Raw genomic sequence first — 23,563 nt, 5'->3', positions numbered from 1 at the left:
AGATGTCGGGATGCGCGCCGTGCCGTTACTGCAGGGACGTTACCGTATCTTCGCCGTGACCTCTGATCCGCAGCGCGTGGCGTCATTGCGTGAAGCCGGGGTGGTGCCGCTGGTGGCGAATCTCGATCAGCCCGCGTCATTGCGCCGGCTGGCATCGCTGGCGCCGCGCGTGCTGCATCTGGCGCCCCCGCAGAACACCGGCTCGCGCGATAGGCGCACCCGTGGGTTGCTCCATGTATTGAGCCGGGCGACGCCCGCGCGCCATGCGCATGCTGCAGGGCTAGGCCACCCGCGCCAAGCATACATCGACTCCATTTTACCCGACCGCGATGTCCGTGCCAGGCGCGTACTGATCTATGCAAGCACGTCCGGTGTCTATGGCGACCAGCGTGGCGCACTGGTATACGAGCACACGATGCCGCGACCCACGACGGACCGAGCAGTGCGACGGGTGGATGCCGAAACCGCGATCCGCCGGTTTGGGAACTGCATGCGCTGGCGGACCACCATCCTGCGGATCCCTGGCATCTACGCGGACAACCGCCTGCCGCTGGAGAGATTGGCGCGGGGGACGCCTGCGTTGCAGCCCGCCGACGATGTCTATACCAACCATATCCATGCCGATGACCTTGCCCGTATCGTCGTGACCGCAATGACGCGCGGACGTCCGCAGCGCATCGTACATGCCAGCGACGACTCTCGTCTGCTGATGGGTGACTATCTCGATCTGGTAGCCGAGCGCACCGGATTGCCAAAGCCGCCACGGCTGAGCCGTGACGCTGTGCGCAGTGGTGTGTCGCCGGTGCAGTTCAGTTTCATGAGCGAGTCACGGCAACTCGACAATAGCCGGCTCCGGAACGAACTGCGTATTCGCCTGCGGTATCCAAGCGTCGAGCGTTACTTCGACAGCCGGCCACACCTTCGCGCGCACGCATTGATGACCGATAGCCGGTAAGCGTCCTGACGCCGCAGCGGCGGGTCGGGCACAAGAACACTGGAGACACCTCAAGCATGAAAGGTCCGACAGAGATCAACCTCCACCGGTTCGATATCAACCTGCTCGTGGTGTTTCTCGAGCTATGGGAGCTCAAGAGCGTCACCCTGGCGAGCGAGAAGATGGCGCTTACGCAGTCGGCCGTCAGCCATGCGCTCAAGCGCCTGCGCGTAGCACTGGATGACGAGTTGTTCGTGAGCACGCGCGCGGGCCTGCAGCCGACCCCGCTGGCCAACGAGCTGGCCGGCCCGATCCGCAAGGCGCTCGACGATATTCGTGCGGCACTGAGCCTTGGCGCGCATTTCGATCCGGGTACGGCGCGCCTCAACTTCAAGATCGCCATGAGCGAGATCATCGAGCTGGCCGTGGCGCCAGCCCTGGTCGCCAGGATTGCCCAGGAGGCGCCAGGCATCGTGCTCGAACTCGATAGCATCGCCAGCAACCGTACCGCGCACGCATTGCTCGAGAGCGGTGCGCTGCAACTGGTGATCAGCACGCGCGACATTCCTGGTGCGGGGATCGAGCATGAGATGCTGGCCGACATGCCGGTGGTCGTCATGGCGCCGGGCCACGTGCCTGTCGAGGGATCTGTGATCCCGATGGAGACCTATCTCGCCATTCCCCATGTGGTGTTCCGCCCGCCGGACAATCGCGGCTGGATGGTCGACCAGACGCTGACGAGCATGGGGTTGAGCCGCAAGATCGGCGCCGTGGTGCAGAACTACATGGTGATGGCTGCGGTCGCCGCCGAGGCCGGCTATCTTTGCCATGTGCCACGCCTACTGGTCGACAAGATTGCCCCGGTGCTCGACCTCGTACCGTACGAAGCGCCGGTGCCGATCAAGTCGTCGCATCTGATCGTTTCCTCGCACGCCACATTCAAGGCCGACCCCGCCGTGAACTGGCTCAAGACGCAATTGCGTGAAGTCGTCGAGGCGCGGCGCAACGGTCCATTCCGCTGAAAATCCAGGTGGCGATTAATTGCCCCAATATCGGATATGGGATTATCCAGATAATTAATTCCGTTCATATCTGGAATGAGAAAACGTCATTCCAGCCAGTTTTCCCGATGCTAACATTTCCATGAAATCGATGCCGCACCGGCCTCGTCATCGAAACAGCAGACGTCGGAGAGCAACAGTATGGGGAAAAATTCGCAGGTCCGCGTGGGATGGTTTTGCCCAACCAACGGCGATCGCTCGGCATTTGGCGATCCGGAGAAAATGATTCCGCGTAGCCTGGATAATTTCCTCGACGTCACGGCCGCCGCCGAGCAGGCCGGCATGGAATACATGCTCATTCCCGTCGGCCCGACATGCTGGGATGCCTGGACTGCGGCTTCCTTCATTGCCGCACGCCAGCCAAAAATCAAGCCACTGGTTGCTATGAAACCCGGATTTATCCATCCGGTGGCGCAGGCGAAAATGATTGCGTCATTCAGTCAATTTACCGGCGGGCGCATTTACATTAATCTGATCGCCGGCATCAGCGAGAAAGAAGCTGCCTCCGAAGGCCAGCTCGCTTCCAAGGAAGCCCGTTACCGTCAGCTCGAAGAAGAGGTGGTACTCATCAAGCGGCTGCTGACCGAAAAGAATGTCAAGTTCGACGGCGAGTTCTACCACGTCGACGCGCCCGCGATCATCCCCGAACTGCCGGGCGGCGCTCCGGATTTTTTCCTTGGCGGCGGCTCCCAGCAGGCACTCGAGATCTCGGCCCGCCATTCCGCCGTCCACCTGTTCTGGGGCGATTACCCGGAAGTGATCGCTGGACAGATCAAGCAGATCAAGGAACTCGCACGCAGCTATGGCCGCGAACAGGCCATCGAATTTGCCATGCGGTTGCAGATCATTTGCCGGGAGACCGAAGAGGAAGCCTGGGAGTTCGCACACCAGCTGGTCGCGGGCGCCGATGAGCAGCGCGCAAGCAAATCCGTGCGCGACGGGCATGTGGATTCCGTGGCCAACCAGCGGCAGAAGGAGCTTGCTGAAGTCGGTAGCAAACTCACACCGCATCTCTGGACCGGAATCAATGAGGTGCGACTGGGCGCCGGTGTGGCGGTGGTGGGCAATCCCCGGCAGGTGGCCGATCAGCTCAAGGAATTCCTCGCGGCCGGATGCAGCGGCTTTTGCCTGTCGGGCTATCCACATGCCAATGAAGCGGCGATCTTTGGGCGATTGGTGATGCCGCTGCTGCAATCGTAGCGAAGACCGCGGTTGCAGGGGCAGAGGCGACTGCAAGGCCGGGCTGCGTGCACGCCGGCGGTTGCCGTCCGGTCAGTGCAATCAAAGTACCCAGCGACCTGCTGGTGAATGACTCGCATGGAAACGTGTATGGATACCTTCGACAGCAAAGATTTTCGTGCCGCGCTGGGGCAGTTCATTACCGGTGTGACAGTCGTCACCACGCTCGATCCGGCCGGCCAGCCGGTTGGACTCACGGCGAACAGTTTCAATGCGGTCTCGCTGACGCCGCCAATGGTGCTGTGGAGCCTCGACAAGAAATCGTCCAGCCTGCAGAGCTTCATGGAAGGCGATCGTTTTGCGATCAATATCCTGAGCGACGCCCAGCGCGATGTCGCCATGCGTTTTGCTACCCGTGGCGTGGATCGCTTCGCAGGCATCGATATCCTGGAGGGACGCACCGGACTGCCGCTCATCGAGCATTGCGCTGCACATTTCGAATGCCGCACAGTCCATCGTTACGAGGGCGGCGATCACATCATCTTCGTGGGTGAAGTACTGACCTGCAAGCGCTACGTCAACGAGCCGCTGGGCTTCCACGCAGGACAGTTCGTGCAGCTCGAACGCGTGGCAGCCTGAGGGATGCCGCGCCGGGACAGGCCCGGCGCATAAGTCTACTTCGCAGCCGGCGACTCCACTGCCGGTTGCCTTGCCGATCCGCGTGTCATTGCCAGTGTGGCGAAAGCGATCAGCACCGGCGGGAACATCAGCCAGCACACCACTTCCCATCCATAGCGGTCCAGCAGGTCGCCCGAGGCGAACGAGCCGAGCGCCATGGTGCCGAACACGATGAAATCGTTCAGGCCCTGGACCCGCGTACGCTCCGCTGCGTTGTGGCATTCGAGCACGAGCGCCGAGGCACCCGCGAAGCCGAAGTTCCAGCCTACGCCGAGCAGGATGAGCGCAACCCAGAAGTTCATCAGTGCCACATCCATGAGGCCGGCGACGGCTGACATCGCGATCAGGGCCAGGCCGACCACCACCACCGGCTTCGCGCCAAAACGCGTGATCAGCTTGCCGGTATAGAAGCTGGGCGCATACATGGCAATGACATGCCACTGCAGTCCCAGGTTGGATGCTTCCTGCGAATGGCCATGCAGTTTCATCGCCAGCGGCGCGGAAGTCATCAGGAAATTCATCAGCGCGTAGCTGACCACACCGCAGACCACCGCCCCGATAAAGCGCGGCTGCCGCACAATCATGCCGAGCGGACGCCCGCCGACCGCATCTGCCTTGGCCGGGGTGTGCGGCAGCTGGATGCCGGCGAGCACGAATGACGCGATCAGCGCCACGGCGCCGGCAAGGATATACGTCAGCATGAACGCGGCCGGCGGATACAGATACATCGTGTAGGTGACCAGTTGCGGCCCGATGACCCCCGCGACCACCCCGCCTGCCAGTACGGTCGACAGCGCCTTGGCCCGGTCAGCCGGCGCTACGCATTCGGCGGCGGCGAAGCGGAACGACAGCACCACCGACGCATACGCGCCGCCGAACACCATCGCCAGGCAGAACAGCGCGAACGAGTGCAGGTACAGCGCCAGGCCCGCAATCACCCCCATGGCGATACCGCACGCGGTGCCTACCTGAAAAGCTGTCTTGCGCCCGAACCGTTCGGCAATCGCGCTGACTGGCAGGGTACCGGCTGCCATGCCAACCACGAAGATCGAGATCGGCAAGGTGGCCAGCGATTTGTTTGGCGCCAGCCCGTGGCCGATGACCGCGCCGGTGGCGAACACCACGGTCGAGTTTGCGCCAGCGAGCGCTTGTGCGATCGCCAGACGCCATACATTGTTCCTGGAATGGCTCAGATCCGTCACGCCGCTTCTCCTCTCTGCTGGACGGGTTATGGCTGGCGCGCTATGCGCTGCTGCCAGATACGATAGAGGTGGTCCTCATCCGGGACCTGCTGCGGTTCGTGACGCAGTGAAAGACCGGGCTGCTGATCGAGCGGTCTGGCCAGTTCCGCGGCGATGGCCGCGGTCGACAGGCCGAACGGTTCGGCCTGTGCATTCGAGTAAGCAAAGGTGATGTCGTGTATGCCCGCCATGCGCATGGCTGCCAGGCACATGGGGCATGGCTGGCCGCTGGCATAGACGGCGCAGCCGTCGAGCCGCGTACTGCGCAGCGCCTGCCCGGCGGCACGCAAGGCCAGCAGTTCCGCATGCGCGGTCGGGTCGTGATCCGCCTGCATGCGGTTGACACCGCGTGCGATGATGCGGCCTTCCTTGACCACCACGGCGCCGAAGGGCCGGCCTCCATCTTGTACGTTTGCCAGCGCCAGCGCGATGGCTTCATCCAGGAAGAGGTTGTGCGTCGTCATCGGAATATCGGTGTTCTGGTATCAGATCCGGCGAGGCATACTGTCGACTGCGCGGGGGCCGGATGGAAATCAATCTTGAATGGTGGGACATTACGTGTGTCGCGCCAGACCGCAGCATGCCGGCAATCACGGCGCCAGCATGCGCGTGCGCCCAGTATGCCACCAGATCGAACTTGCCGCTGAGACCACTCCAGACATGAATATCACCATCCGCCAGCTCAAGGTTTTCGTTGCGGCCTACCAGACGCGCAGCTTCACGCTGGCGGGCGAGCGCATGCACATGACGCAATCGGCGGTCAGCAAGATCTGCCGCGAGCTCGAGGATGCACTGGAGTTCCAGCTGTTCGAACGTTCCGCGCGCACCTTGATTCCGGTCGACGGCGCAGCGGAACTGTATGCGCTGGCGCTCGAGATCCTCGCGTCTGTCGATGTGGCCGAACGCAGTGTCCGCAGCCTCAAGTCGCTGGATCGTGGGCGCGTGCATATTGCCGCGTCGCCCCTCATCATGGCTAGCCTCATGGCGCCCGCCATCCAGGTCTTTCATGCCGAGAATCCCGCCGTGCATCTGGAGTTGTACGAGCTGACCACGGATGAGGGGATCGACCATGTCCTGAACGGCAAGGCCGATGTCGCGCTGGTTTCGATGGCCGAGCCGCATCCCAAGCTGCAGCGGCGGGAGGTGTACCGCAGCAGCATGTGGGTTGCCTGCCGTCCCGAACATACCCTGGCGGCAGCCCCCAGCGCCACGCTGGCGGCGCTCGCAGCCTATCCGCATATCGGCCTGCGCGCAGGCTATGGCTTCGGCCGCATCGTCAACCAGGTGCTGGCTGGCGAGGGGCTGGAATTCACCTCGGTGATCGGCGGCGGATCGCTGATGTCGAGCCTCGCGCTGTGCCGGTACGGCGCGGGTATTGCGCTGATTCCCGGCTACGTCACCGAGCTCGCGCAGTCGCTCGGGCTGGCCGTGGTGCCGATCGAAGGCGATGCGATTGCCCACAAGCTGTATCTCGTCAGCCGCATCAACACACGCCTGTCGCTCGCCGCAGCGCGCTTCCTGGCGATTGCGGAGGAGACGATCCTGGGCATTTCACATGCGGCGGATGGCGTAGTCGCAGATCAACCATCGTAGCGGCATTCCCGCCGCCAGCGGCTATGCCCGTATCGAAACGTACTCGACCTGATATTGCTGGAGCTTGTGCGGATCCACCATCGCACCCCAGCCAATGTGTCTTGGCACCTGCAGCGTACCGCCGGACAGGTCGAGCGGACTGACGCAGATATCGTCACGCATTTTCAACGGGCCTACGGCTTCAAGTCCGTCCATCACGGCGTGCGTGCTCGCGGCCACTGCCACTTCTGCGAGGGTGCTGATGCCCAGACCAAAACCGTGGCCGATCACGACAGGCATGCCTGCCGCCGCGGCCGTGTCGATCATGGCGCGCGTGCGCAGCAGGCCACCCTGCTTCATGACCTTGAGCTTGATGATGTCTGCCGCACCTGCACGGATGACATCGATCAGGCTCGCATGGTCCGTGATGGCCTCGTCCGCCATGATGGGCATCGGCACGGCACGGCGCACCTCCGCAAGTCCTGCCAGATCATCGGCTGCGACCGGCTGTTCGAGCAGTTGCAGTTCCGCCGGCGCGAGCGCACGGCCGAGCGCAATACTGTCAGCCACGGAATAGGCTGCGTTGGCATCCGCGCGCAGCGCCATGGTCTTCCCGACCGCGGCGCGGACCGCAAGCACGCGGGCGCAATCGGCATCGACGCCGCTGCCGAGCTTGATCTTGGCCGAGCGGAAGCCGCGTGCCTGCCACGCTTTTGCTTCGCGTGCCGCGTGGCCGGCATCGACCAGTCCGATCCACGCATTGAATCCGACTGTGTGCCGGACAGCGCCGCCGAGCAGCGTACACACCGGAACCTTCAGTGCGTTGGCCAATGCGTCGAGGCACGCCATCTCCAGCGCCGCCATGGCTTCGTAGCCCTGGGGGCATTGCGTCTCCATGGTGGCGAGGATAGCGTTGGGCTGGGCGGCGTCCATGCCCAGCAGGGCCGGTGCCAAGGTATCGCGCAACGCCGCCAGGGACTGATCGATGGAGGCCGCCGAGTATCCTGGCAGGGGGTCCACATTGCCATAGCCGATGCCTTCGTCCGTGGTGATACGGACGATGATGCTGTGCTGGTCGACACTATGGGCATAGGCATTGCGAAACCCCTCGCCGACCAGCGGCACGGCCACGCGGAAGATCTCGATCGCGCGGATGTGCAGCGCCGGGCGAGCGGTGGCGCTTCCGGTTCCGGCTTGATGCGCACTCATCGACTCAGTCCACTTTCGCACCGGAGGCTGCGATGATGTCCGCATACTTGCCGATCTCCGCACGCCAGAAGGTCGAGAACGCCTCGCGGCTGTTACCAACAGGATCCGCCCCGGCTTCGGTGATGCGCGCGCGTACTTCGGGCATCTGCAGCACTGCGACCACGTCGTGGTTGATCTTGTCGAGAATGGCGACAGGCGTTCCCTTGGAGGCGAACAGCCCGTACCAGTTGAGCACTTCGAAATCCTGGATCCCGAGCGCTTCATTCATTGTCGGCAGATTGGGAAGTGCTGCCATGCGTTTGGTCGAGGTCACCGCCAGGCCATTTAGCCGCTTGTCGCGAATGTACTGGACCACCAGTGGGGCAGAGGAGAACGAGGTATCGACGTGCCCAGCCAGGACATCGGCAACGGCAGGGGAGCCGCCGCGATACGGAATGTGGGCGAGCCCCATCTTCAGCTTGGTTTCCACCAGTGCCCCAGCCATATGCTGCACGCCACCGCTGCCAGCCGAAGCGTACGACACGCTCTTGCCGGCACGTTTCGCGGCCGCCAGCGCCTCGAAGTTCGTCAGGCCGGTCTTCGGGTGCGTCACCCAGATCAGCGGCGTCGTGGCGGTCAGCGTGATCGGCAGCAGATCGCGTGCCGGATCGTAAGACATGTTCTTGTAGAGGTTCTGGTTGATGGCCACCTCGGCCGTCGAGGACAGCAGCAGGGTCAGGCCATCTGGCGGCGATTTGGCGACCAGGTCAGCACCGATCATGCCGCTCGCGCCGCCCCGGTTCTCGACGATGACGTTCTGCTTCCATGTCGCGCCGAGTTTTTCGGCCAGCAGGCGCGCAATCAGATCGGTGACGCCGCCGGCCGGGAATGGCACGATGATGCGCACCGGCTTGGCCGGGTAGGTCTGTGCCATGGCAGATGGTGCGCCGCCCGCGCACAGGATTGCACCAAGGGCGGTGGCGCACAGCAGGGCACGTCGCTGACGGGAAATCTGTTGCATGTCTTCCTCCATGTTTTTAGTATGTGTGCTTGGCCGCAGCGGCACCATCAAGCGTGCGATGCGATCTCGCCGTCGCGTGCCTTGGCGGAGACCCACCCGCCATCCACCGTGAGCGTCGTACCGTTGACGTACGAGGCATCATCAGATGCCAGGTAGACGGCAGCCAATGCGATATCGCGCCCTTCACCCCAGCGGCCGACCAGGGTTTCCGCGCCCCAGTCCACATCGGTGTCGTTCTTGGCTTCCGCGTTCAGCGGCGTGGCAATCGATCCCGGTGCAATGGCGTTGACCGTCACACCGCGATGACGCAGGTCAATGGCGGTGCCACGGGTCAGTCCCAGTGCACCGGATTTAGCGGCGCAGTATGCGGCGCGGTCCGGGCGCCCCACGAAGCTGGCGATCGAGGCAATGTTGATGACACGGCCCCAGCCCGTGTCCACCATGGCGGGCGCGAAGGCGCGGGTGCAGAAGAAATGCCCGGTCAGGTTGATGCTGATCATCTTGTGCCAATCATCATCCGTGTGTTCCAGCACAGGTTTGACGATGCGCACGCCAGCGTTGTTGACGAGGATGTCGGCATGATGCCCGAACGCGGCGCGTACTTCGGCGGCCAGTGCGTTGACAGCCGTGGAGTCCGTGATGTCCACCGCAAATGCGCGTGCCTCGCCCAACTCTGCCAGTTCCGTGGCCAGGCGGACGGCGGCTTCCTGATTCCGGTCAGCAATGGCAACGCGCGCACCCTGCAGAACGAATTCGCGGCAGATCGCTGCGCCCGAACCGCTTGCACCGCCGGTGACGACTGCGACCTTACCTGCCAGTTTTCCTTGTGTTGCTGTCATTTCGCATCTTCCGTGTTGAATGGGATGCGCTGAAGCGTAGCAGTCTCCAATATTTTGTTTTTCTGTATTATTTTCTGATCAAGTTAATCAAAACCTAAAATGATGCGCAGGTGCAAGGCTGTGCGAGAGGGGATGGAAAGATGTCGATCAAGGAATTGAAGACACTGATCGCGGTCGCCGATTTCGGCAGCATCTCGGCAGCTGCCGAGAGGGTATTCGTCAGCGTGCCGGCTGCCGCCGCGCAGATTGCCAAGCTGGAGAGCGAATTCAAGACGGTGCTGCTGAATCGTGCGCGCAAGCCAGCGCAGCTGACCGCACAGGGACATGCGCTGGTCGTCCAGGCGCGCGCCGTGGTCGCGCAGTACGGGGAATTGTATGAAGCTGTCTCCTCCTCAGAGGACCTGACCGGGACACTGCAAATCGGCGCGATTCCCACGGCGTTGACCGGTGTGTTGCCGAAGGCGCTGCTGGCATTCCGGCGCGCGCACCCGCGGGCACAGATCCGCCTCGAGCACGGGTTGTCGCCATCGCTCGCGGATCGCCTGCGGCATCGTGAGCTGGATGCCGCGATCATCAGCGACCCCGGCGGTCCGCTCCCGGATCTCGAGTGGACCCCTTTCGCCGAAGAGCCGATCGTGGTGATTGCCCCAATGAATACCCCAACCATGACGGATCGCGAGTTGCTGGCGCGGTATCCCTACATCCGCTTCAATCGTAATTTCTGGGTGAACCGCCTCATCGAGGCCGATCTGCAGAAACGCAAGTTGCCGACCAATCTGGTCATGGAGCTGGACTCCTTAGAGGCGATTGGGCAAATGGTCCGGTATGGCCTCGGGGTATCGATTATCCCGCTGAGTAGCAAGACTTTCCTGAAGCTGCATCGCCTGCAGGCCGTACCGTTCGGCAAGAGCGGCATGATGCGTTCGATCGTCTTTGCCCAGCTTGCGGACAGCGGCAAGCAGCGGCTCAAGGCGGCTTTTCGCGAGTGCCTGATCCAGGCTGGCGGGCAGCACGCCGTGCGCGTTGCGCTCCTGGCGGGGCAACCGCGCCGCTAGGGTGCGTTAGGCGCGCGCCGCGCCACAGGAGGCGATTACCTCATCTTCGCCAGATCGACGCCGGGGTCTTCCAGCATGGCAGCAGCGGGTTGTGCACGCGCGGCAACCAGCTGTTTGCCGGCAAGAAAGTCCTTCGCGCGGTTGACCGCTTCCACGGCAACGACGATACCTTCGCGCAGATGGAACAGCGCGAACGATCCATCCTCGGCCGTACCGCGCTGCACGGTGGCATCGCTGCCGTGTGGCAGGCCAACCGTCTGGATCTTGAGCTTGTACTGGTCCGACCAGAACCACGGCGGTGTATGCGCGCGGGGGGCGTGCCCGGTCAGCACGCCGGCTAGCGCGCGTGCCTGTTCGAGTGCGTTGGGAATCGACTCGATGCGCATGGACTGTGCATAGAAGGCGTGATGCTGCCGTGCGCAGTCGCCGAGCGCGCGGATATGCGGATCGGATGTCCGGAAATGGTCATCGACCACGATGCCATCATCGACCGCCAAGCCGCAGTCCTGCGCCAGCCCGGTGTCAGGCACGATGCCGATGCCCACAAGCATGGCATCGACCTCAAGGTTTCCATGCCCATTCGCCGTATGCTCGAAATCCAGGTGCGCGAGGCATCCGTCGTCGCGGCATCTTGCGCTCGTCAACACCGTATCCGTATGCAATGCCACGCCTGCTCTTGCGTGGGCTGAGGCCAGGAACGTTGCCAGCGCGGGCGATGCGACGCGTGACAGCAGGCGCGGCTGCTGCTCGAAGACATGGACCTCGACATCAAGCGCACGCGCGGCGGCCGCAACTTCGAGGCCGATATAGCCTGCACCGATGATGGCCAGCGTCGCGCCTGCGCGCAGTTGTCCCCGCAGCGCGGTGGCATCGGCCAGTGTCCGGAGCGTACCGAGATTCGGCACACTCGCGGGCAGCCCCGGCAGTGCCAGCGTGCGCGGTGTGCCCCCAGTCGCAAGAACGAGGCAGCCATAGGCGACAACTTCCCCGGTCTCCAGCCGGACCTGCTGCGCAGCCCGGTCGATGTGGGCGACACGCGTGGCGGTGCGCAGGGTGATGTTCTTTTCCGCATAGGCACTGGCGGCACGCAGCGGTTGTGGATCGTCCGCCGTGCTCATGAGGAATTGCTTCGAGAGCGTTGGCCGGTGGTAAGGCAAGGCCGGGTCGCTACCCAGCACGGTGATGGAGCATACGTCATCAAGCTTGCGCAACTCGAACGCCAGCTCGATGCCGGCATGTCCGCCGCCTACGATGACCACGGGGCCCAGCTCAGTTGGATTCGTCATGAATAGTCAGGAGAAGCAGCAGACAGGCCCGCGCGCGGTGCGGGCCCCGGGAGAATGCATCAGCGTATGTCGGGATCGAAGTCGCCCTTGCCGGCGCCGCATTCGGGGCAGGCCCAGTCGGCCGGTACGGCCTCCCACGGCGTACCGGCAGCGATGCCATGGTCTGGCGCACCGGCGGCGGGGTCGTAGGAATAGCCGCACAGCAGGCAGTCCCACACGCGGGGATCAGCGGGTTGCGACATGCGAGGCTCCTTCGCGGGTGGGCAGGTAGGCTGCATCGGTCGCCGGCGAACGCATCACCAGGACGGTCGCGCCTGCATCGCCGGCGTGGAGGGTGATCGACGGTTCGCCGGCAGACAGGAATGCACTTTCCCATCGCGCGAGTTTTTCGCCTGCGACATCGAGTTCGCCATCGAGCACGAGATAGAACGTGCCACCGCTCTGCAGGTGACATTCCGTCTGGAACTGTCCGCCACCCGGCATGGACTCGACACCGCAGTACAGGCCATCGGCCTCGGGTGATATCAGTACCTCGCTGCGCGCGGAGTCTTGCGCCTGGCGCGACTGGATGGCATAGGGTCTGGCATAAGCCTGGCGCTTGGGTCCGCGAATCATTTGTGTCCGCGCTTCGGATGCCAGCACGGCACCAGTGTCGAACACCGGACGGATGGTGAAGTATGTGAGTCCGTCTTCCCCGGCAGTGACGGGACCATATCCCGTATAGGCGCCCGCGTAGTGCACGGAGATGGGCGCCACCGCATGCGTGCCGATGGAACCGCTGCCACGGATGACGACCTGGAACTCGTTCTGGCGATGGAAGTGAGTCGGCAACTGCGAACCCGGCGGCTGCTCGACCATGAAAATGGTCGGCGACAGCCATGGGTCCTGTCCGCACGACATCCATTCGCTCTTGTAGTAGGGTGCTTGCGCGCCCAATGCCAGCGCGCGGCGGCTCTTCTCGCCGAGCGCGCGCTTTCCATACGCAATCATGATGCTCGTCCTGTGCGTCTAGTCGAACTTGATGCCGGTTTTTTCGGTGACCTGCTTCCAGCGGATCAGGTCGGCCTTCACATACTTGCGAAAGCCGTCGGCGGTCATGTTCGGTTGCGTTTCGATGCCGTTGGCGACCAGGCGGGCATGGACGTCCGGCTGCTTGAGCACCGTGCGAATGGCCTCGTTCAATTTCTGGACGATCTGCGGCGGCGTCTTGGCTGGCGCGAATACGCCCATCCACACCGACACGTCGTAGCCGGGGTAGCCGGATTCGGCGATGGTCGGCAGTTTCGGCAGCAGCGGGCTGCGCGTGGCGCTTGTCAGGGCAATGGCCCTGGCTTTGCCGGAGTCGATGTGCGGCTTGATGGTCATGAGGTCGATGAAGCCGGACGGCGCCGAACCGGCGATCAGGTCGGTGGCGGCGGGCGCTGCACCTTTGTACGGAACGTGCACGAGCTTGGCGCCGCTCATGTCCTGCAGGATCACGCCCGCGAGGTGATTGGCGCCACCGGTGCCGGCGGACGCGTACGGCAGCCCGCCCTGCGACTTGCTGTATGCGACCAGGCCCTTTACATCATTGACGGGCACGGACGGATGGACGACCAGCACATTCGGAGCGCTGCCAAGCAGGGCCACCGGCTCGAAATCACTCTCGGGATCATAGCCAACCGGCTTCTGTGCCGGCGCCATGGCATAGCCGGAGGCTGCGACGAGCAGCGAGTAGCCATCTGGCGGCAGGCGTTTCACATACTCCGTGCCAACCTGGCCGCCTGCGCCCGGGCGGTTGTCGACGATCACGTTCTGCTTGAGCAGCTTGCCCATTTCGGCAGCGACCAGCCGGGTGATGGAATCGGTGATGCCGCCCGGCGCAAACGCCACGATCAGCTTGATCGGCTCGGCAGGGTAATTCTGGGACTGGGCCGTTGCGGCGCCGGTCATGGCAACACACGCAAGCGCACCGCACAGGGCGCGGAACCGGGGCGTGAACTTCATGGCAGGGTCTCCTTATCTGTCTGATGGCTGCGGGGGCGTAGAACGCCGCCAGCGCAGTCGGGCCACTGCATCATACGGTTGAGGCCGCGCGCGGCACAAACGACAATCGCTCATGCATCCAGTCCATTCTGGAATGGCGGGGAAGCGGAAGTGTTGTCCGTGATCAGCGAGCGGCTGGTGTTTTCTGGCAAGATGCCTGCATTGGACGGACGGAGGCACCGCGTGCGCATGCTCGATTTCTCTTCGTGGCAGACCTTGCTGACCACGCTGCTGGGGCTGGCGGTGATCACCCTGATTGGCGTCGGCATCCGGCTGCTGATCATGCAGACCGTGCAGCAGCGGCGCGAGCGCGAGAATCGCCAGATCAACGAGCGGCTGCGCACGCTGATCGCCGCCTACAAGGTGCTCGGCGGTTCTTTCACCGGCAACCTGTCGGTCGACCCGACTCACTTGCGCGATATGCGCCTGCGGCAGGTCGCGTCCGCGCGTGCCGAAGAGGGCGATGTTTCCGCTGAGTCGCCTGCGACATTGCCGCCGCCATCCGGCATGGCGGTCGATCCCCATGCGGGCAGTGACCGTGCGCGTCGCGTGCGCGATGCTGTCGAGGCGGCGCTGTCAGATGTGATCCTGCTCGGCACCGAGGAACAGGTCCGTCTCGCGGCCAATGCCGCGAGCGATCTTGCCGCCGGCCGGGCGATTCGCACGGATGCGCTGGTGGTATCGCTGCGTGATTTCATCCGCCGCGTGCTTGATCTCGATCCAGTTCCACCTGATCTGGCCATTCCCAGCCAAGGGCCGACGCGACCCGCCAACGCATCGGGCAAGGGTGGCAATCAGGGCGCGCGCAACGCCGGCGGACAGGAGGGCGGCCGTGGCGGCGGCGGTGGTGGAGGGAGAGGAGGCGGTGCGGCAATGGGTGCCGGCATGGGCGCCATGGGTTTTGGGCTTGGCGCTTCTGGCGACGAGCCTGCCGAGCGCTAGCTGTCGACGGCTCTCGGCAAGCCTGCCCGCAAACCGGTGCGCCTAGGCCGCGTCGGTCGATGTCTTGGGGCGGCTGACTACGACAAGCGCTTGCGCCTGTGTCTTGCCGAGCGAACGCGAGCGGTGCGGAATCGATGCGTTGAAGTACAGCGAATCGCCTGCGACCATATGGATGGTCCGGTCTTCGAACACCACTTCCATCTCACCAGACACGACAAAGATCAGTTCCTCCCCCGTGTGGCTCGACATCGGGCCGTCCTTGATTGCGAATGGCGGCATCATGATGAACGGCATCATGGATTTGTCCGCGCGCTCGGTGGCGATGGCTTCGTATGTGTATCCTGGCCGCTCGGCCGAGCGGCTGAACGGCACGCGGTCGGTCGCCTTCACGTGCAGGATCTCGCTTTCCTGGCGTCGCGGGGTGATCAACTGATCGACGGTTACACCCAACGCTTCCGCCAGCTTCAGTACCGTGGCAATCGTCGGGGACGACAGTCCGCGTTCCAGTTTCGACAGATAGCTCTTGGTCAGCGATGCGCGCCGGGCCAGTTCCTCAAGGGTCAGGCCGTTCAGCTTGCGGTGTTCGGCGAGCCTGTCGGCGATTGGGTTGGCGCTGAGCGGAGTGGCTTTGGTCATCGAAATAGCGGGTTGGCATGCCGCTTCTCCTGGGACAAAAGTACAACCCGGATGCACTTGCGGCACGCCTCATTCTAATGGTCCCGGAAGCACATGACAATCTCGTTGCCTTTAGGACACAAAGGTGTCATTATCGACACCGTTGTTTCTTTGGCGATTCGATTGATCGCTGTGCCCCCGTCACCTGTCCAGGAGCGTGCCCAATGCGTCTACCATTTCCCCTGCCATTTCCCCAACTTGCAGCGGCTGTGACACTGCTCACCCTCGTGGGCGCCGGCCCTGCCGCGGCTGCCTATCCCGAGCGTCCGATCACGCTGGTCGTGCCCTTCGGCGCGGGCGGTATTACTGACCTGGTGGCGCGAGCCACCGGCAAGGCGCTGTCGGAACAACTCAAGCAATCCGTGGTCATTGAAAATCGTCCGGGCGCAGGCGGCAACATTGCCGCGGAGTACGTGAAGCGTGCCCAGCCAGATGGCTACACGCTGCTGTTTGCCACCGTCGGTGTGCTGGCGGTGAATCCGCATACCGACATGCAGGTACGTTTCGATAGCGCCAAGGATTTCACCTATATTTCAACGGTCGCATCTACACCGCACGTCATCGCCGTAGGTGCGAATGTCCAGGCCAAGACCTTGGCCGAACTGGTCAAGCTGGCGCAGGCCAAGCCGGAATCCGTCAGCTTCTCGACGGCCGGTGTCGGTAGCTCGCCGTACCAGGGAATGCGCATCCTGCAGGACACCGCCAAGGTCAGTTTCCTGCATATTCCGTTCAAGAGCGGTGCCGAATCCGTCAGTAATGTGGTTTCAGGACAGGTCGACATGACCTTCGAAGGGTCGCCGCAAGTGATGCCGTTCGTGATGTCTGGAAAATTGCGAGCGCTCGCCATCGCCAATCCTCAGCGCGTGCCGACAGCCCCTGATCTGCCATCGACCGCTGAACTTGGTTTCCCGAAGCTGGTGTCTGGTTCGATCTCCGGCGTGGTGGGACCGGCCGGCGTGTCGCCAGCCATCGTCAAGCAACTGAACGGCGCGATTGGCAAGGCGCTGGCCGATCCGGAATTCAAGGCAACGTTGCAAGCGCAAGGGACGGAAGTCATGGCATCGACACCGGACGGATTCCGCAAGCTGATCGCCACCGAAGACAAGCGCTGGGCCGGTTTGCTGAAGCAGGGCGCCAAGTAACGATATCGAGAATCACAGCCGGGTGGGCGCCCTCGTTGCGCCCCCGGCATTGCAAGACCACTCAAGGAGTACCGACATGGCTGACACCATGCACCTCAAGAAAGACGAGATCGTTGCCTCGTCACTGCAGCAGATGCAGTCGCAGCTCGCCGCAGAAAAAATGCCGCTGCGCGAAGCCGTGGCAGAAACGTGCCGCATCCTCTTCGCCTTCGGCCACGACTCTGGCCTCTCCGGCCAGATCACGGCACGCGCAGAGAAACCGGGCACCTACTGGACCCAGCGCCTTGGCCTCGGCTTCGACGAAATCAATGCCGACAATCTGTTGCTGGTGAACGATGACCTGCAGGTGCTCGAAGGTACCGGCATGCCCAACCCGGCAAACCGCTTTCACTCGTGGCTGTATCGTGCGCGTCCCGACGTCAACTGCATCGTGCATTCGCACGCACCGCACGTCTCCGCACTGGCGATGCTGGAAGTCCCGTTGATCGTCTCGCACATGGATGCATGCGTGCTGTACGACCAGTGCGCCTTTCTGCCGAAATGGCCGGGCATTCCGGTTGGCAACGAAGAAGGCGAGATTATCTCGAAAGCCATCGGCGACAAGAAAGCCATCCTGCTGTCACACCATGGTTTGCTCGTGACAGGGTCCACGGTCGAGGAAGCCTGTGTGCTCGGCGTGATGTTCGAGCGCGCCGCGCGTCTGCAACTGCTCGCCATGGCAGCCGGCGAGATCCAGCCGATCGATCCGGAACTGGGCCGTGAAGCCCAACGCTGGGTCAGCACGCCCAAGCGCATGGAGGTGACGTTCGCCTACTATTCGCGTCGTGCGAGCCGGGGGCATAGTCTGCCGCCGCTGTAATTTTGGAGGTGTGCCGCGCCCCGGGCGGGGCGCCGGTATGCCGGGCCAGAAAAACGGCTCGTAGAATCTGATGGTGCCCGAGGCCGGAATCGAACCGGCACGCCTTGCGGCGGGGGATTTTGAGTCCCCTGCGTCTACCAATTTCACCACTCGGGCAGTATTTCGCCGCGTGGGCGAAGTTCGGCATTATGCCGGAATTTATAGGTCCAGACAATGCACCATATAGCGCGCTGGCCCTACGGGCACTGTGCGAGCATGGTCAGGTTGTCTGCTGAAAAACGGAACTCGGCGTGCGCGCCAGCACTTCCATGTACGCTGAGACTCTTTCCGACCGGTCTTGCCGATAGTAGAACAACTCCGCCAGTTTTTTTGCGCCAACATCGAACAGATTTCGCTCGAAATCCAGATTACGGTATGACTGTGTATTGCGAGCTACAGGTTTCATTGCGTTGCACCAGATCTCCTCGAAATGGGCATCCAGATCACGGATATATTCCTGGGGAGTGCGTAACTCTTCCCGTCCGTTGCGCATAAGTGGTTTCTTCGATTTCGCGGCGAGCGCATACAAGTCGACGTAAGATTGGTATGCAGCCAGCATGTCGTTGATTCGAATATTGGCCAGCTGCTTTTCAACACTTTCAGCATAACGTGTTCCAATCAGTCGCTTGACCGTATCCACCTCGATGCGCCGATGGCCAGCATGATCAAGGTGTGAGAGCATATCGGCAGGAAAAAACTTGACCAGCCGATGAGCCGCGGAATAGCGGTTTGCTTGAGCCAGATGAATCGCCTCGCGGAATATGGTTTCTTGTGCCCGGTGTTTGTCGCGCAATGTTGGCATCATCCGTGGATCAAAACTCGAGGCGCCTATATCGTTGGAAAACGCCGCAGGGGCCAGCACTTCCGTGATGCCGTCTGTTGCCACCGCATCCGATTTCATAAGCGATTCTGCATGGCTCCCTATCGTTGCAGAGCAGGTCGCGAGTAAGGTGAGTTGATCAGTGAAGAAACGATGATCTGCCTCACGTTCCTTTTCATCCTGGCTGTTTTGTGACGTTTTCACAAAATGAACTGTATTGTTCGTCGGACTGTTCAGCGGGGCCGGAAAGATCGCTTCGTCGCCGCTATTACGTTCATCAGGGGTCGGGATGTCGTACCCTAGGTTTTCACCATATCCAAGTTGTAGCCTGCGTCCTTCCAGCAACGTATTGCGAAGCTGGCTCATTGGCGCCTTCCCCATATGGTTTCCGGCTCCCATTACGTAAAATTCCTCATTCGCCCATACCCCGCGATCATGCGCAGCGCATGCGTCACCATCCATCGTGAAAAACCGGGGCCAGAGATCCACGTATGCATGGTTAAGTTCGTGACACAGAACTTGTTCGACATCGCACAGCGTATCTGTTTTGAATCTAAATACGTTGATATAGATTCTCCCACCATAGTGACGTCCATTTCCGCCTCGCACTCGCTGCCAATAGTATGCATCGTGCTCGTTTCTGGGCGGGGCATAGAAATCGCACTCAAGAGGCAGTATTTGCAACTCGATGGCGGGATGAGCAAGGTGTGCTGCCGAGATCCCCGCCAGAAGCGCATGGCCCTCAGTCGTTGCTGCGAGGCGATTCAACCTGTCGGATACCATTTTCAGAAAATCGCCATTGCTATCTCGATGATGCGCACGTAGGTAGATGCCAGGGTAGGCTTCATTCCATAGAATTTTCTTGCCTGCTAGCGCCCGAATCTGTTTGGCGTCCCAGCGGGTCGGACGAAAGCGGGGTGCTGGCGAACGGCGAACGCGTGGCTCAGTGGTCGCTGGATGAGCTGGCGTGCTTGCAGAGTGCGCAATTGACGGCGATGTCGCACCGCTTGAAAAGTGATGACGCAACGTTTTGAGCATGATGCATTTCCGATGGTGATGGCTGATATTGCCCATCACAATACGGTATGCCATAGCGTACTGTTACGCGGCTGTTACTGTGTTTTGCAGTGTTTTAGTTAGTTTTCGGTGGGCGCGGTTAAGCCCGGCGTACTGGCGCCTCGCCTGAAATGCCATGTCCTTAAGGCGAATGGTCTCCCGATTTGAGCTGTGCGACACTTTGCCGCCTTATGCGATAGTTCTCGGTACATCGGTGGACGCCGGTGTATCCGATGTAGATGAGGTGTCGGCGCCCGCGTTCCTGTTTCACCAGTGTGCGCAGCTGCACGGCCACCGCTTCCATCGCCGGCATGTGCAGATGCTCAGCTCGTGGCACTACGCGTATCAGGCCGAATCTTTTCATGCAGGGGCTGTGATGCCACCCTTGAGATCGCGTTGTACCACCGGTGCTCAATTGCCGGGTTGTTCATGGCGACAAGGGGCAATACTCAGGGTTGCACACCAACAGGTTTATCCACGCCCTTGCATGGCACTGGATCAGCGCAGTCGATCGGATCTCTTGCGCAACAGCCGCACGGACGTTGTCGGAATGCTGGGCATGTTCCATCGTTGCTGTCCGCGCGTCGGAATGCTGGCGGGCGCCTATCTCTTCGTTGGCTGCTGACTCTCCAGCACCGGCAGCAACGACGAGGTGTCATCGCGCCCGCGTCCTTGCTCCACCAGAGTGCGTAGCTGCGCGGCCACCGCTTCCATCGCCGGCATGTACAGATGCTGTTCTCGGGCCACTTCGCGTACCAGGCCGAAATCCTTTTCATGCAGGCGCGCTTCGATGCCGGCCTTGAAGTCGCGCTGCGCCATCTTCGGGCCCATCAGGTCGAGCATGCGGCTGCCGGCGAAACCGGTGGCGATGGCATCGAGGATCTTCTGCGGATCGGTGCCCTGGCTGGTGGCGAACAGCATGGCTTCGGCGATGCCCTGAATGGTGGTGACCTGCACGATCTGGTTGCAGGCCTTGGCGACTTGGCCGCTGCCGGCAGCGCCGACATGGGCGATGGTCTTGCCGAGGCGTTCCAGCAGCGGGCGCGCCTGTTCCAGGTCGGCGCTGTCGCCGCCGACCATGATGGTGAGCGTGGCCGCTTCCGCGCCGGCGGCGCCGCCGGACACCGGGGCATCGAGAAAGCGCAGGCCGGCAGCCTGCAGGCGTTTGGCGATGTCCCGCGTGGCGACGGGCGAGATGGTGCTGTGGTCGATGCAGAGCGTGCCGGGCCGCGCGCCGTGGATGACGCCGTGTGCGCCGAGCAGGACGTCTTCCACATCGGCGGTCGAGGTGACATTGGTGAACACCACGTCCGCATCGCGGGCAGCTTCGGCAGGCGAGCTGCATGGCTGCGCGCCGAGCGCCCTGACGGCATCGGCCGCTTCCGGGCGGCGGACGGAGACGTTGATGTGGTGTCCGGCGGCCAGCAGGTGGCGCACCATGGGGCGGCCCATGGCGCCAAAACCGATGAATGCGAGAGTCGTCATGCGGAAAGCTCGTGGAGGGATGTTGATGTAGTGAGGTAGTGCACCAGATGCGGTTTCAACGCGTACCGAGGCGCGCTTTCTTCTTCAGGGTCCAGGCGTCGAGACGTTCGCGCACCCCGGCGGATTCGGCCTGCATCTGCGCATCCGGTACGGTCATTGCCGTCAGTTCGAGGCGGATGCCGTTGGGGTCGAAGAAGTAGATCGACTGGAAGACGCGATGGTCGGTGGGGCCGAGGACTTCGATGCCATGCTGCTCGAGCCGCTGCTTGACGGCCTGGAGTGCAGGCAGATCATCCACCATGAAGGCGATATGGTTGACCCACGCCGGCGTGTTGGGCGAGGGCGCGGCTGCTTCGTTGTCGCCGAGATCGAAGAAGGCGATGAAAGAGCCGTCGTCGATCCGGAAGAAGATATGCGTGTAGGGACAGAACTCGCCGGTCGAGGGAACGTAGTCGTTCTCGATGTAGTGGTACAGCGGCAGGCCGAGGATGTCTTCATAGAAATGCCGGGTTTCCTCGGCATCGCGGCAGCGGTAGGCGTAGTGATGCAGGCGGCGGATCGGGGCGGGTGGCACAGGCTGGTTCATGGCGCTCTCCGGAAATCAGGTCGCGCACAGGCGGCGCCATGCATGCGCCGCCTGCCGGCGGAATGAAATCACTCTACCGCAATTTGCGGTGACTGGCATGCCGCGCCGTGCATGCCAGCCGGGGTGCCGCGTGGCCTAGAATCCCGCCGCCAGTCCGTCACGGCGGCTGTCGCTGGCCGCCACGTAGCCGTCTTCGGGATCGTCCGTGAGGCGCCAGATGAACTGGCCGGAGCCGAAGTCCATGTACGGATCTTCGATCGACTTCAACTGGTGGCCGCGCGCCTGGAGTCCGGCCACGGTGTCGGCGCGCATGGTGGATTCCACATCGAGCGTGAAGTCGCGGTTGACCTTCCAGCGCGGGGCGTCGCACGCCGCCTGCGGTTGCTGGTGGTAATCGAGCATGCGCGCCACGGTCTGCACGTGGCCCTGCGGCTGCATGTCGCCGCCCATCACGCCGAAGCTCATCACCGGGGCGCCGTCCTTGGTGAGGAAGGCCGGGATGATAGTGTGGAACGGACGCTTGCCGCCGGCCACGACGTTGGCCGAGACGGGATCCATCGAGAAGCCCACGCCACGGTTCTGCAGGCTGATGCCCGTGCCCGGCACCACCACGCCTGAGCCGAAGCCCATGTAGTTGGACTGGATGAACGACACCATCATGCCGTTCTCGTCGGCTGCGGTGAGATACACCGTACCGCCGGCCTTGGGCATGCCCGGCGTGAAGTGCGTGGCGCGCTGCAGGTCGATCTGTTTGGCGCGCTGCGCGAGATAGGCGGGGTCGAGCATCTGCGCGGGCGTCACGTCCATGCTGCGCGGATCGGCCACGTAGCGATAGATGTCGGCAAAGGCGAGCTTCATCGCTTCGATCTGCAGATGCTGCGCGTCGATGCCGTCGAGCGCGAGGCCGCCCAGGTCGAACTGTTCGAGAATGCCGAGCGCGATCAGCGCGGCGATGCCCTGGCCGTTCGGCGGAATCTCGTGCACCTCATGGCCGCGATAGCGCTGGCTGATCGGCGTGACCCACTCGGGACGATAGTCGCGCAGGTCGGCCAGCTGCATGGCGCCGCCGCATTCCTTGGCGCACGCCGCCATGCGTTCGGCCAGCTCGCCCTCGTAGAACGCACGGCCGTTGGTCGCGCCGATCTTGCGCAGGGTTTCCGCTGCTTCGGCAAACACAAAGCGCTCGCCGATGGCGGGCGCGCGGCCGCGCGGCATGAAGGCCGACGCGAAGCCCGGCTGGTCGTGCAGGGCGGGAATCGCGGCTTCCCACTTGTGCGCCACCACGGGCGCGACCGCGTGGCCGCGCTCGGCGATCTCGACGGCGGGCTGCAGCACGTCGGCAAACGGCAGCCGCCCGAATTTTTCATGCAGGGCCACCCATGCCGAAATGGCGCCCGGCACGGTGACGCTGTCCCAGCCGCGTTGCGGCCGCTTGGCGATGCCCCGGGCATCCTCGCCATACTTGCGCTTGAAGTATTCGGGGTTCCACGCGGCCGGCGCCGTGCCGGAGGCGTTCAGGCCGTGCAGTTGCCGGCCATCCCACACGATCGCAAAGGCGTCGCTGCCGAGTCCGCACGACACGGGTTCGACGATGGTCAGCATGGCGGCCGCGGCAATCGCCGCATCGACCGCATTGCCCCCGCTGCGCAGCATCTGCAGGCCCGCCTGCGCTGCCAGCGGCTGCGAGGTGGCGACGACATTGCGTGCGAACACGGGGATACGGGTCGTGGGATAGGGGTTGTTCCAGTCGAAGGTCATCGGGGTCTCGTGTCATGCGTGTACCGGCCTCCGGAGCCTGCCGGCACGTCGGTCCGTTATCCTGGACTGCGGTACAGAAAATTCGTGCGGATGCGTTGATTATAGACCACCGCTTCGCCATG

Annotated in this window: 23 protein-coding genes and 1 tRNA gene; 9 read left to right on the top strand and 15 right to left on the bottom strand. The window is 62.8% G+C overall.

The genetic code is table 11. The features are described 5' to 3' along the window. Positions 1–10: 10 nt before the first annotated feature. The 4 genes from ACQ3C8_RS10920 to ACQ3C8_RS10905 all read left to right on the top strand — a co-directional run bounded on the left by ACQ3C8_RS10920 (position 11) and on the right by ACQ3C8_RS10905 (position 3,813). Entirely contained in the window at positions 11–955 is a 945-nt protein-coding gene (locus tag ACQ3C8_RS10920; protein ID WP_428851590.1) for an SDR family NAD(P)-dependent oxidoreductase, read from the top strand. 56 nt (positions 956–1,011) lie between these two features. Then, complete coding sequence (locus ACQ3C8_RS10915) at positions 1,012–1,956, top strand: LysR substrate-binding domain-containing protein (protein ID WP_428851589.1); 945 nt, start codon at positions 1,012–1,014, stop codon at positions 1,954–1,956. A 180-nt stretch (positions 1,957–2,136) separates the two neighbouring features. Further along, on the top strand, positions 2,137–3,195 hold the full coding sequence (locus tag ACQ3C8_RS10910) for an LLM class flavin-dependent oxidoreductase (protein WP_009523237.1): 1,059 nt from the start codon (positions 2,137–2,139) through the stop codon (positions 3,193–3,195). 129 nt (positions 3,196–3,324) lie between these two features. Further along, positions 3,325–3,813: a flavin reductase family protein gene (locus ACQ3C8_RS10905; protein WP_009523236.1), complete on the top strand. Its 489-nt coding sequence runs from the start codon at positions 3,325–3,327 to the stop codon at positions 3,811–3,813. A gap of 35 nt (positions 3,814–3,848) precedes the next feature. Here ACQ3C8_RS10905 and ACQ3C8_RS10900 read toward each other — a convergent pair whose 3' ends face one another. After that, positions 3,849–5,054, bottom strand: coding sequence for an MFS transporter (locus ACQ3C8_RS10900; protein WP_428851588.1), 1,206 nt, complete (start codon positions 5,052–5,054; stop codon positions 3,849–3,851). Positions 5,055–5,080: 26 nt separating this feature from the next. After that, positions 5,081–5,557 carry a nucleoside deaminase gene (locus tag ACQ3C8_RS10895; protein ID WP_428851587.1) on the bottom strand — a complete coding sequence of 159 codons (477 nt, stop codon included), beginning with the start codon at positions 5,555–5,557 and terminating at the stop codon, positions 5,081–5,083. A gap of 196 nt (positions 5,558–5,753) precedes the next feature. Between ACQ3C8_RS10895 and ACQ3C8_RS10890 the strand changes: the two genes are divergently transcribed. Beyond that, positions 5,754–6,686 (top strand): LysR family transcriptional regulator, encoded by a 933-nt coding sequence (locus ACQ3C8_RS10890; protein WP_428851586.1) that lies wholly within the window; start codon positions 5,754–5,756, stop codon positions 6,684–6,686. Between the two features lie 21 nt (positions 6,687–6,707). Here the strand turns inward: ACQ3C8_RS10890 and ACQ3C8_RS10885 are convergent, their stop codons facing one another. Genes ACQ3C8_RS10885 through ACQ3C8_RS10875 form a run of 3 tightly spaced genes read right to left on the bottom strand, consistent with a single transcriptional unit; the run spans position 6,708 to position 9,713 of the window. Further along, positions 6,708–7,874 carry a mandelate racemase/muconate lactonizing enzyme family protein gene (locus ACQ3C8_RS10885; protein ID WP_428851585.1) on the bottom strand — a complete coding sequence of 389 codons (1,167 nt, stop codon included), beginning with the start codon at positions 7,872–7,874 and terminating at the stop codon, positions 6,708–6,710. 4 nt (positions 7,875–7,878) lie between these two features. Beyond that, on the bottom strand, positions 7,879–8,874 hold the full coding sequence (locus tag ACQ3C8_RS10880; protein ID WP_428851584.1) for a Bug family tripartite tricarboxylate transporter substrate binding protein: 996 nt from the start codon (positions 8,872–8,874) through the stop codon (positions 7,879–7,881). 47 nt (positions 8,875–8,921) lie between these two features. Then, positions 8,922–9,713 carry an SDR family NAD(P)-dependent oxidoreductase gene (locus ACQ3C8_RS10875; RefSeq protein ID WP_428851583.1) on the bottom strand — a complete coding sequence of 264 codons (792 nt, stop codon included), beginning with the start codon at positions 9,711–9,713 and terminating at the stop codon, positions 8,922–8,924. A 140-nt stretch (positions 9,714–9,853) separates the two neighbouring features. Here ACQ3C8_RS10875 and ACQ3C8_RS10870 point away from each other — a divergent pair, with 140 nt between their 5' ends. Further along, positions 9,854–10,768, top strand: coding sequence for a LysR substrate-binding domain-containing protein (locus tag ACQ3C8_RS10870; protein WP_428851582.1), 915 nt, complete (start codon positions 9,854–9,856; stop codon positions 10,766–10,768). Between the two features lie 35 nt (positions 10,769–10,803). On the opposite strand, the gene ACQ3C8_RS10865 is transcribed toward ACQ3C8_RS10870, so the two are convergent. From ACQ3C8_RS10865 to ACQ3C8_RS10850, 4 genes are read right to left on the bottom strand one after another with little or no spacing between them, the layout of a single operon-like run. Beyond that, complete coding sequence (locus ACQ3C8_RS10865; protein ID WP_428851581.1) at positions 10,804–12,054, bottom strand: NAD(P)/FAD-dependent oxidoreductase; 1,251 nt, start codon at positions 12,052–12,054, stop codon at positions 10,804–10,806. A gap of 59 nt (positions 12,055–12,113) precedes the next feature. Continuing rightward, entirely contained in the window at positions 12,114–12,296 is a 183-nt protein-coding gene (locus tag ACQ3C8_RS10860) for a rubredoxin (protein ID WP_428851580.1), read from the bottom strand. Continuing rightward, a complete protein-coding gene (locus tag ACQ3C8_RS10855) occupies positions 12,280–13,044 on the bottom strand; it encodes a hypothetical protein (protein ID WP_428851579.1) in 765 nt (254 codons plus the stop codon). The genes ACQ3C8_RS10860 and ACQ3C8_RS10855 overlap by 17 nt, the downstream gene beginning before the upstream one ends. Before the next feature lie 18 nt (positions 13,045–13,062). Beyond that, positions 13,063–14,040 (bottom strand): Bug family tripartite tricarboxylate transporter substrate binding protein, encoded by a 978-nt coding sequence (locus ACQ3C8_RS10850; RefSeq protein ID WP_428851578.1) that lies wholly within the window; start codon positions 14,038–14,040, stop codon positions 13,063–13,065. Positions 14,041–14,262: 222 nt separating this feature from the next. Between ACQ3C8_RS10850 and ACQ3C8_RS10845 the strand changes: the two genes are divergently transcribed. Further along, the gene (locus ACQ3C8_RS10845; protein ID WP_428851577.1) at positions 14,263–15,021 is read left to right on the top strand and encodes a hypothetical protein; all 759 of its coding nucleotides are present in this window, start codon (positions 14,263–14,265) and stop codon (positions 15,019–15,021) included. A 42-nt stretch (positions 15,022–15,063) separates the two neighbouring features. Here ACQ3C8_RS10845 and ACQ3C8_RS10840 read toward each other — a convergent pair whose 3' ends face one another. Continuing rightward, positions 15,064–15,657, bottom strand: a complete 594-nt coding sequence (locus ACQ3C8_RS10840; protein ID WP_428851576.1) for a helix-turn-helix domain-containing protein — start codon at positions 15,655–15,657, stop codon at positions 15,064–15,066. Positions 15,658–15,905: 248 nt separating this feature from the next. Between ACQ3C8_RS10840 and ACQ3C8_RS10835 the strand changes: the two genes are divergently transcribed. Beyond that, the gene (locus ACQ3C8_RS10835; RefSeq protein WP_428851575.1) at positions 15,906–16,838 is read left to right on the top strand and encodes a Bug family tripartite tricarboxylate transporter substrate binding protein; all 933 of its coding nucleotides are present in this window, start codon (positions 15,906–15,908) and stop codon (positions 16,836–16,838) included. Between the two features lie 76 nt (positions 16,839–16,914). Next, on the top strand, positions 16,915–17,697 hold the full coding sequence (locus tag ACQ3C8_RS10830; RefSeq protein ID WP_428851574.1) for an aldolase: 783 nt from the start codon (positions 16,915–16,917) through the stop codon (positions 17,695–17,697). A gap of 71 nt (positions 17,698–17,768) precedes the next feature. On the opposite strand, the gene ACQ3C8_RS10825 is transcribed toward ACQ3C8_RS10830, so the two are convergent. The 5 genes from ACQ3C8_RS10825 to ACQ3C8_RS10805 form a co-directional block, all read right to left on the bottom strand. Next, positions 17,769–17,853, bottom strand: a tRNA-Leu gene (locus ACQ3C8_RS10825). A 103-nt stretch (positions 17,854–17,956) separates the two neighbouring features. Continuing rightward, positions 17,957–19,594: a hypothetical protein gene (locus tag ACQ3C8_RS10820; protein WP_428851573.1), complete on the bottom strand. Its 1,638-nt coding sequence runs from the start codon at positions 19,592–19,594 to the stop codon at positions 17,957–17,959. Between the two features lie 621 nt (positions 19,595–20,215). After that, the gene (locus ACQ3C8_RS10815) at positions 20,216–21,097 is read right to left on the bottom strand and encodes an NAD(P)-dependent oxidoreductase (protein WP_428851572.1); all 882 of its coding nucleotides are present in this window, start codon (positions 21,095–21,097) and stop codon (positions 20,216–20,218) included. 55 nt (positions 21,098–21,152) lie between these two features. Beyond that, entirely contained in the window at positions 21,153–21,683 is a 531-nt protein-coding gene (locus ACQ3C8_RS10810; RefSeq protein WP_009523217.1) for a VOC family protein, read from the bottom strand. A gap of 135 nt (positions 21,684–21,818) precedes the next feature. Next, positions 21,819–23,441, bottom strand: a complete 1,623-nt coding sequence (locus ACQ3C8_RS10805) for a gamma-glutamyltransferase family protein (RefSeq protein WP_428851571.1) — start codon at positions 23,439–23,441, stop codon at positions 21,819–21,821. Positions 23,442–23,563: the final 122 nt, after the last annotated feature.

It is taken from the genome of Imbroritus primus, from assembly GCF_964332355.1.
GTDB lineage: Bacteria > Pseudomonadota > Gammaproteobacteria > Burkholderiales > Burkholderiaceae > Imbroritus > Imbroritus primus.
The sequence above is the reverse complement of the archived record's forward strand: the minus strand, read 5'-3'. Positions and strand labels throughout refer to the sequence as shown.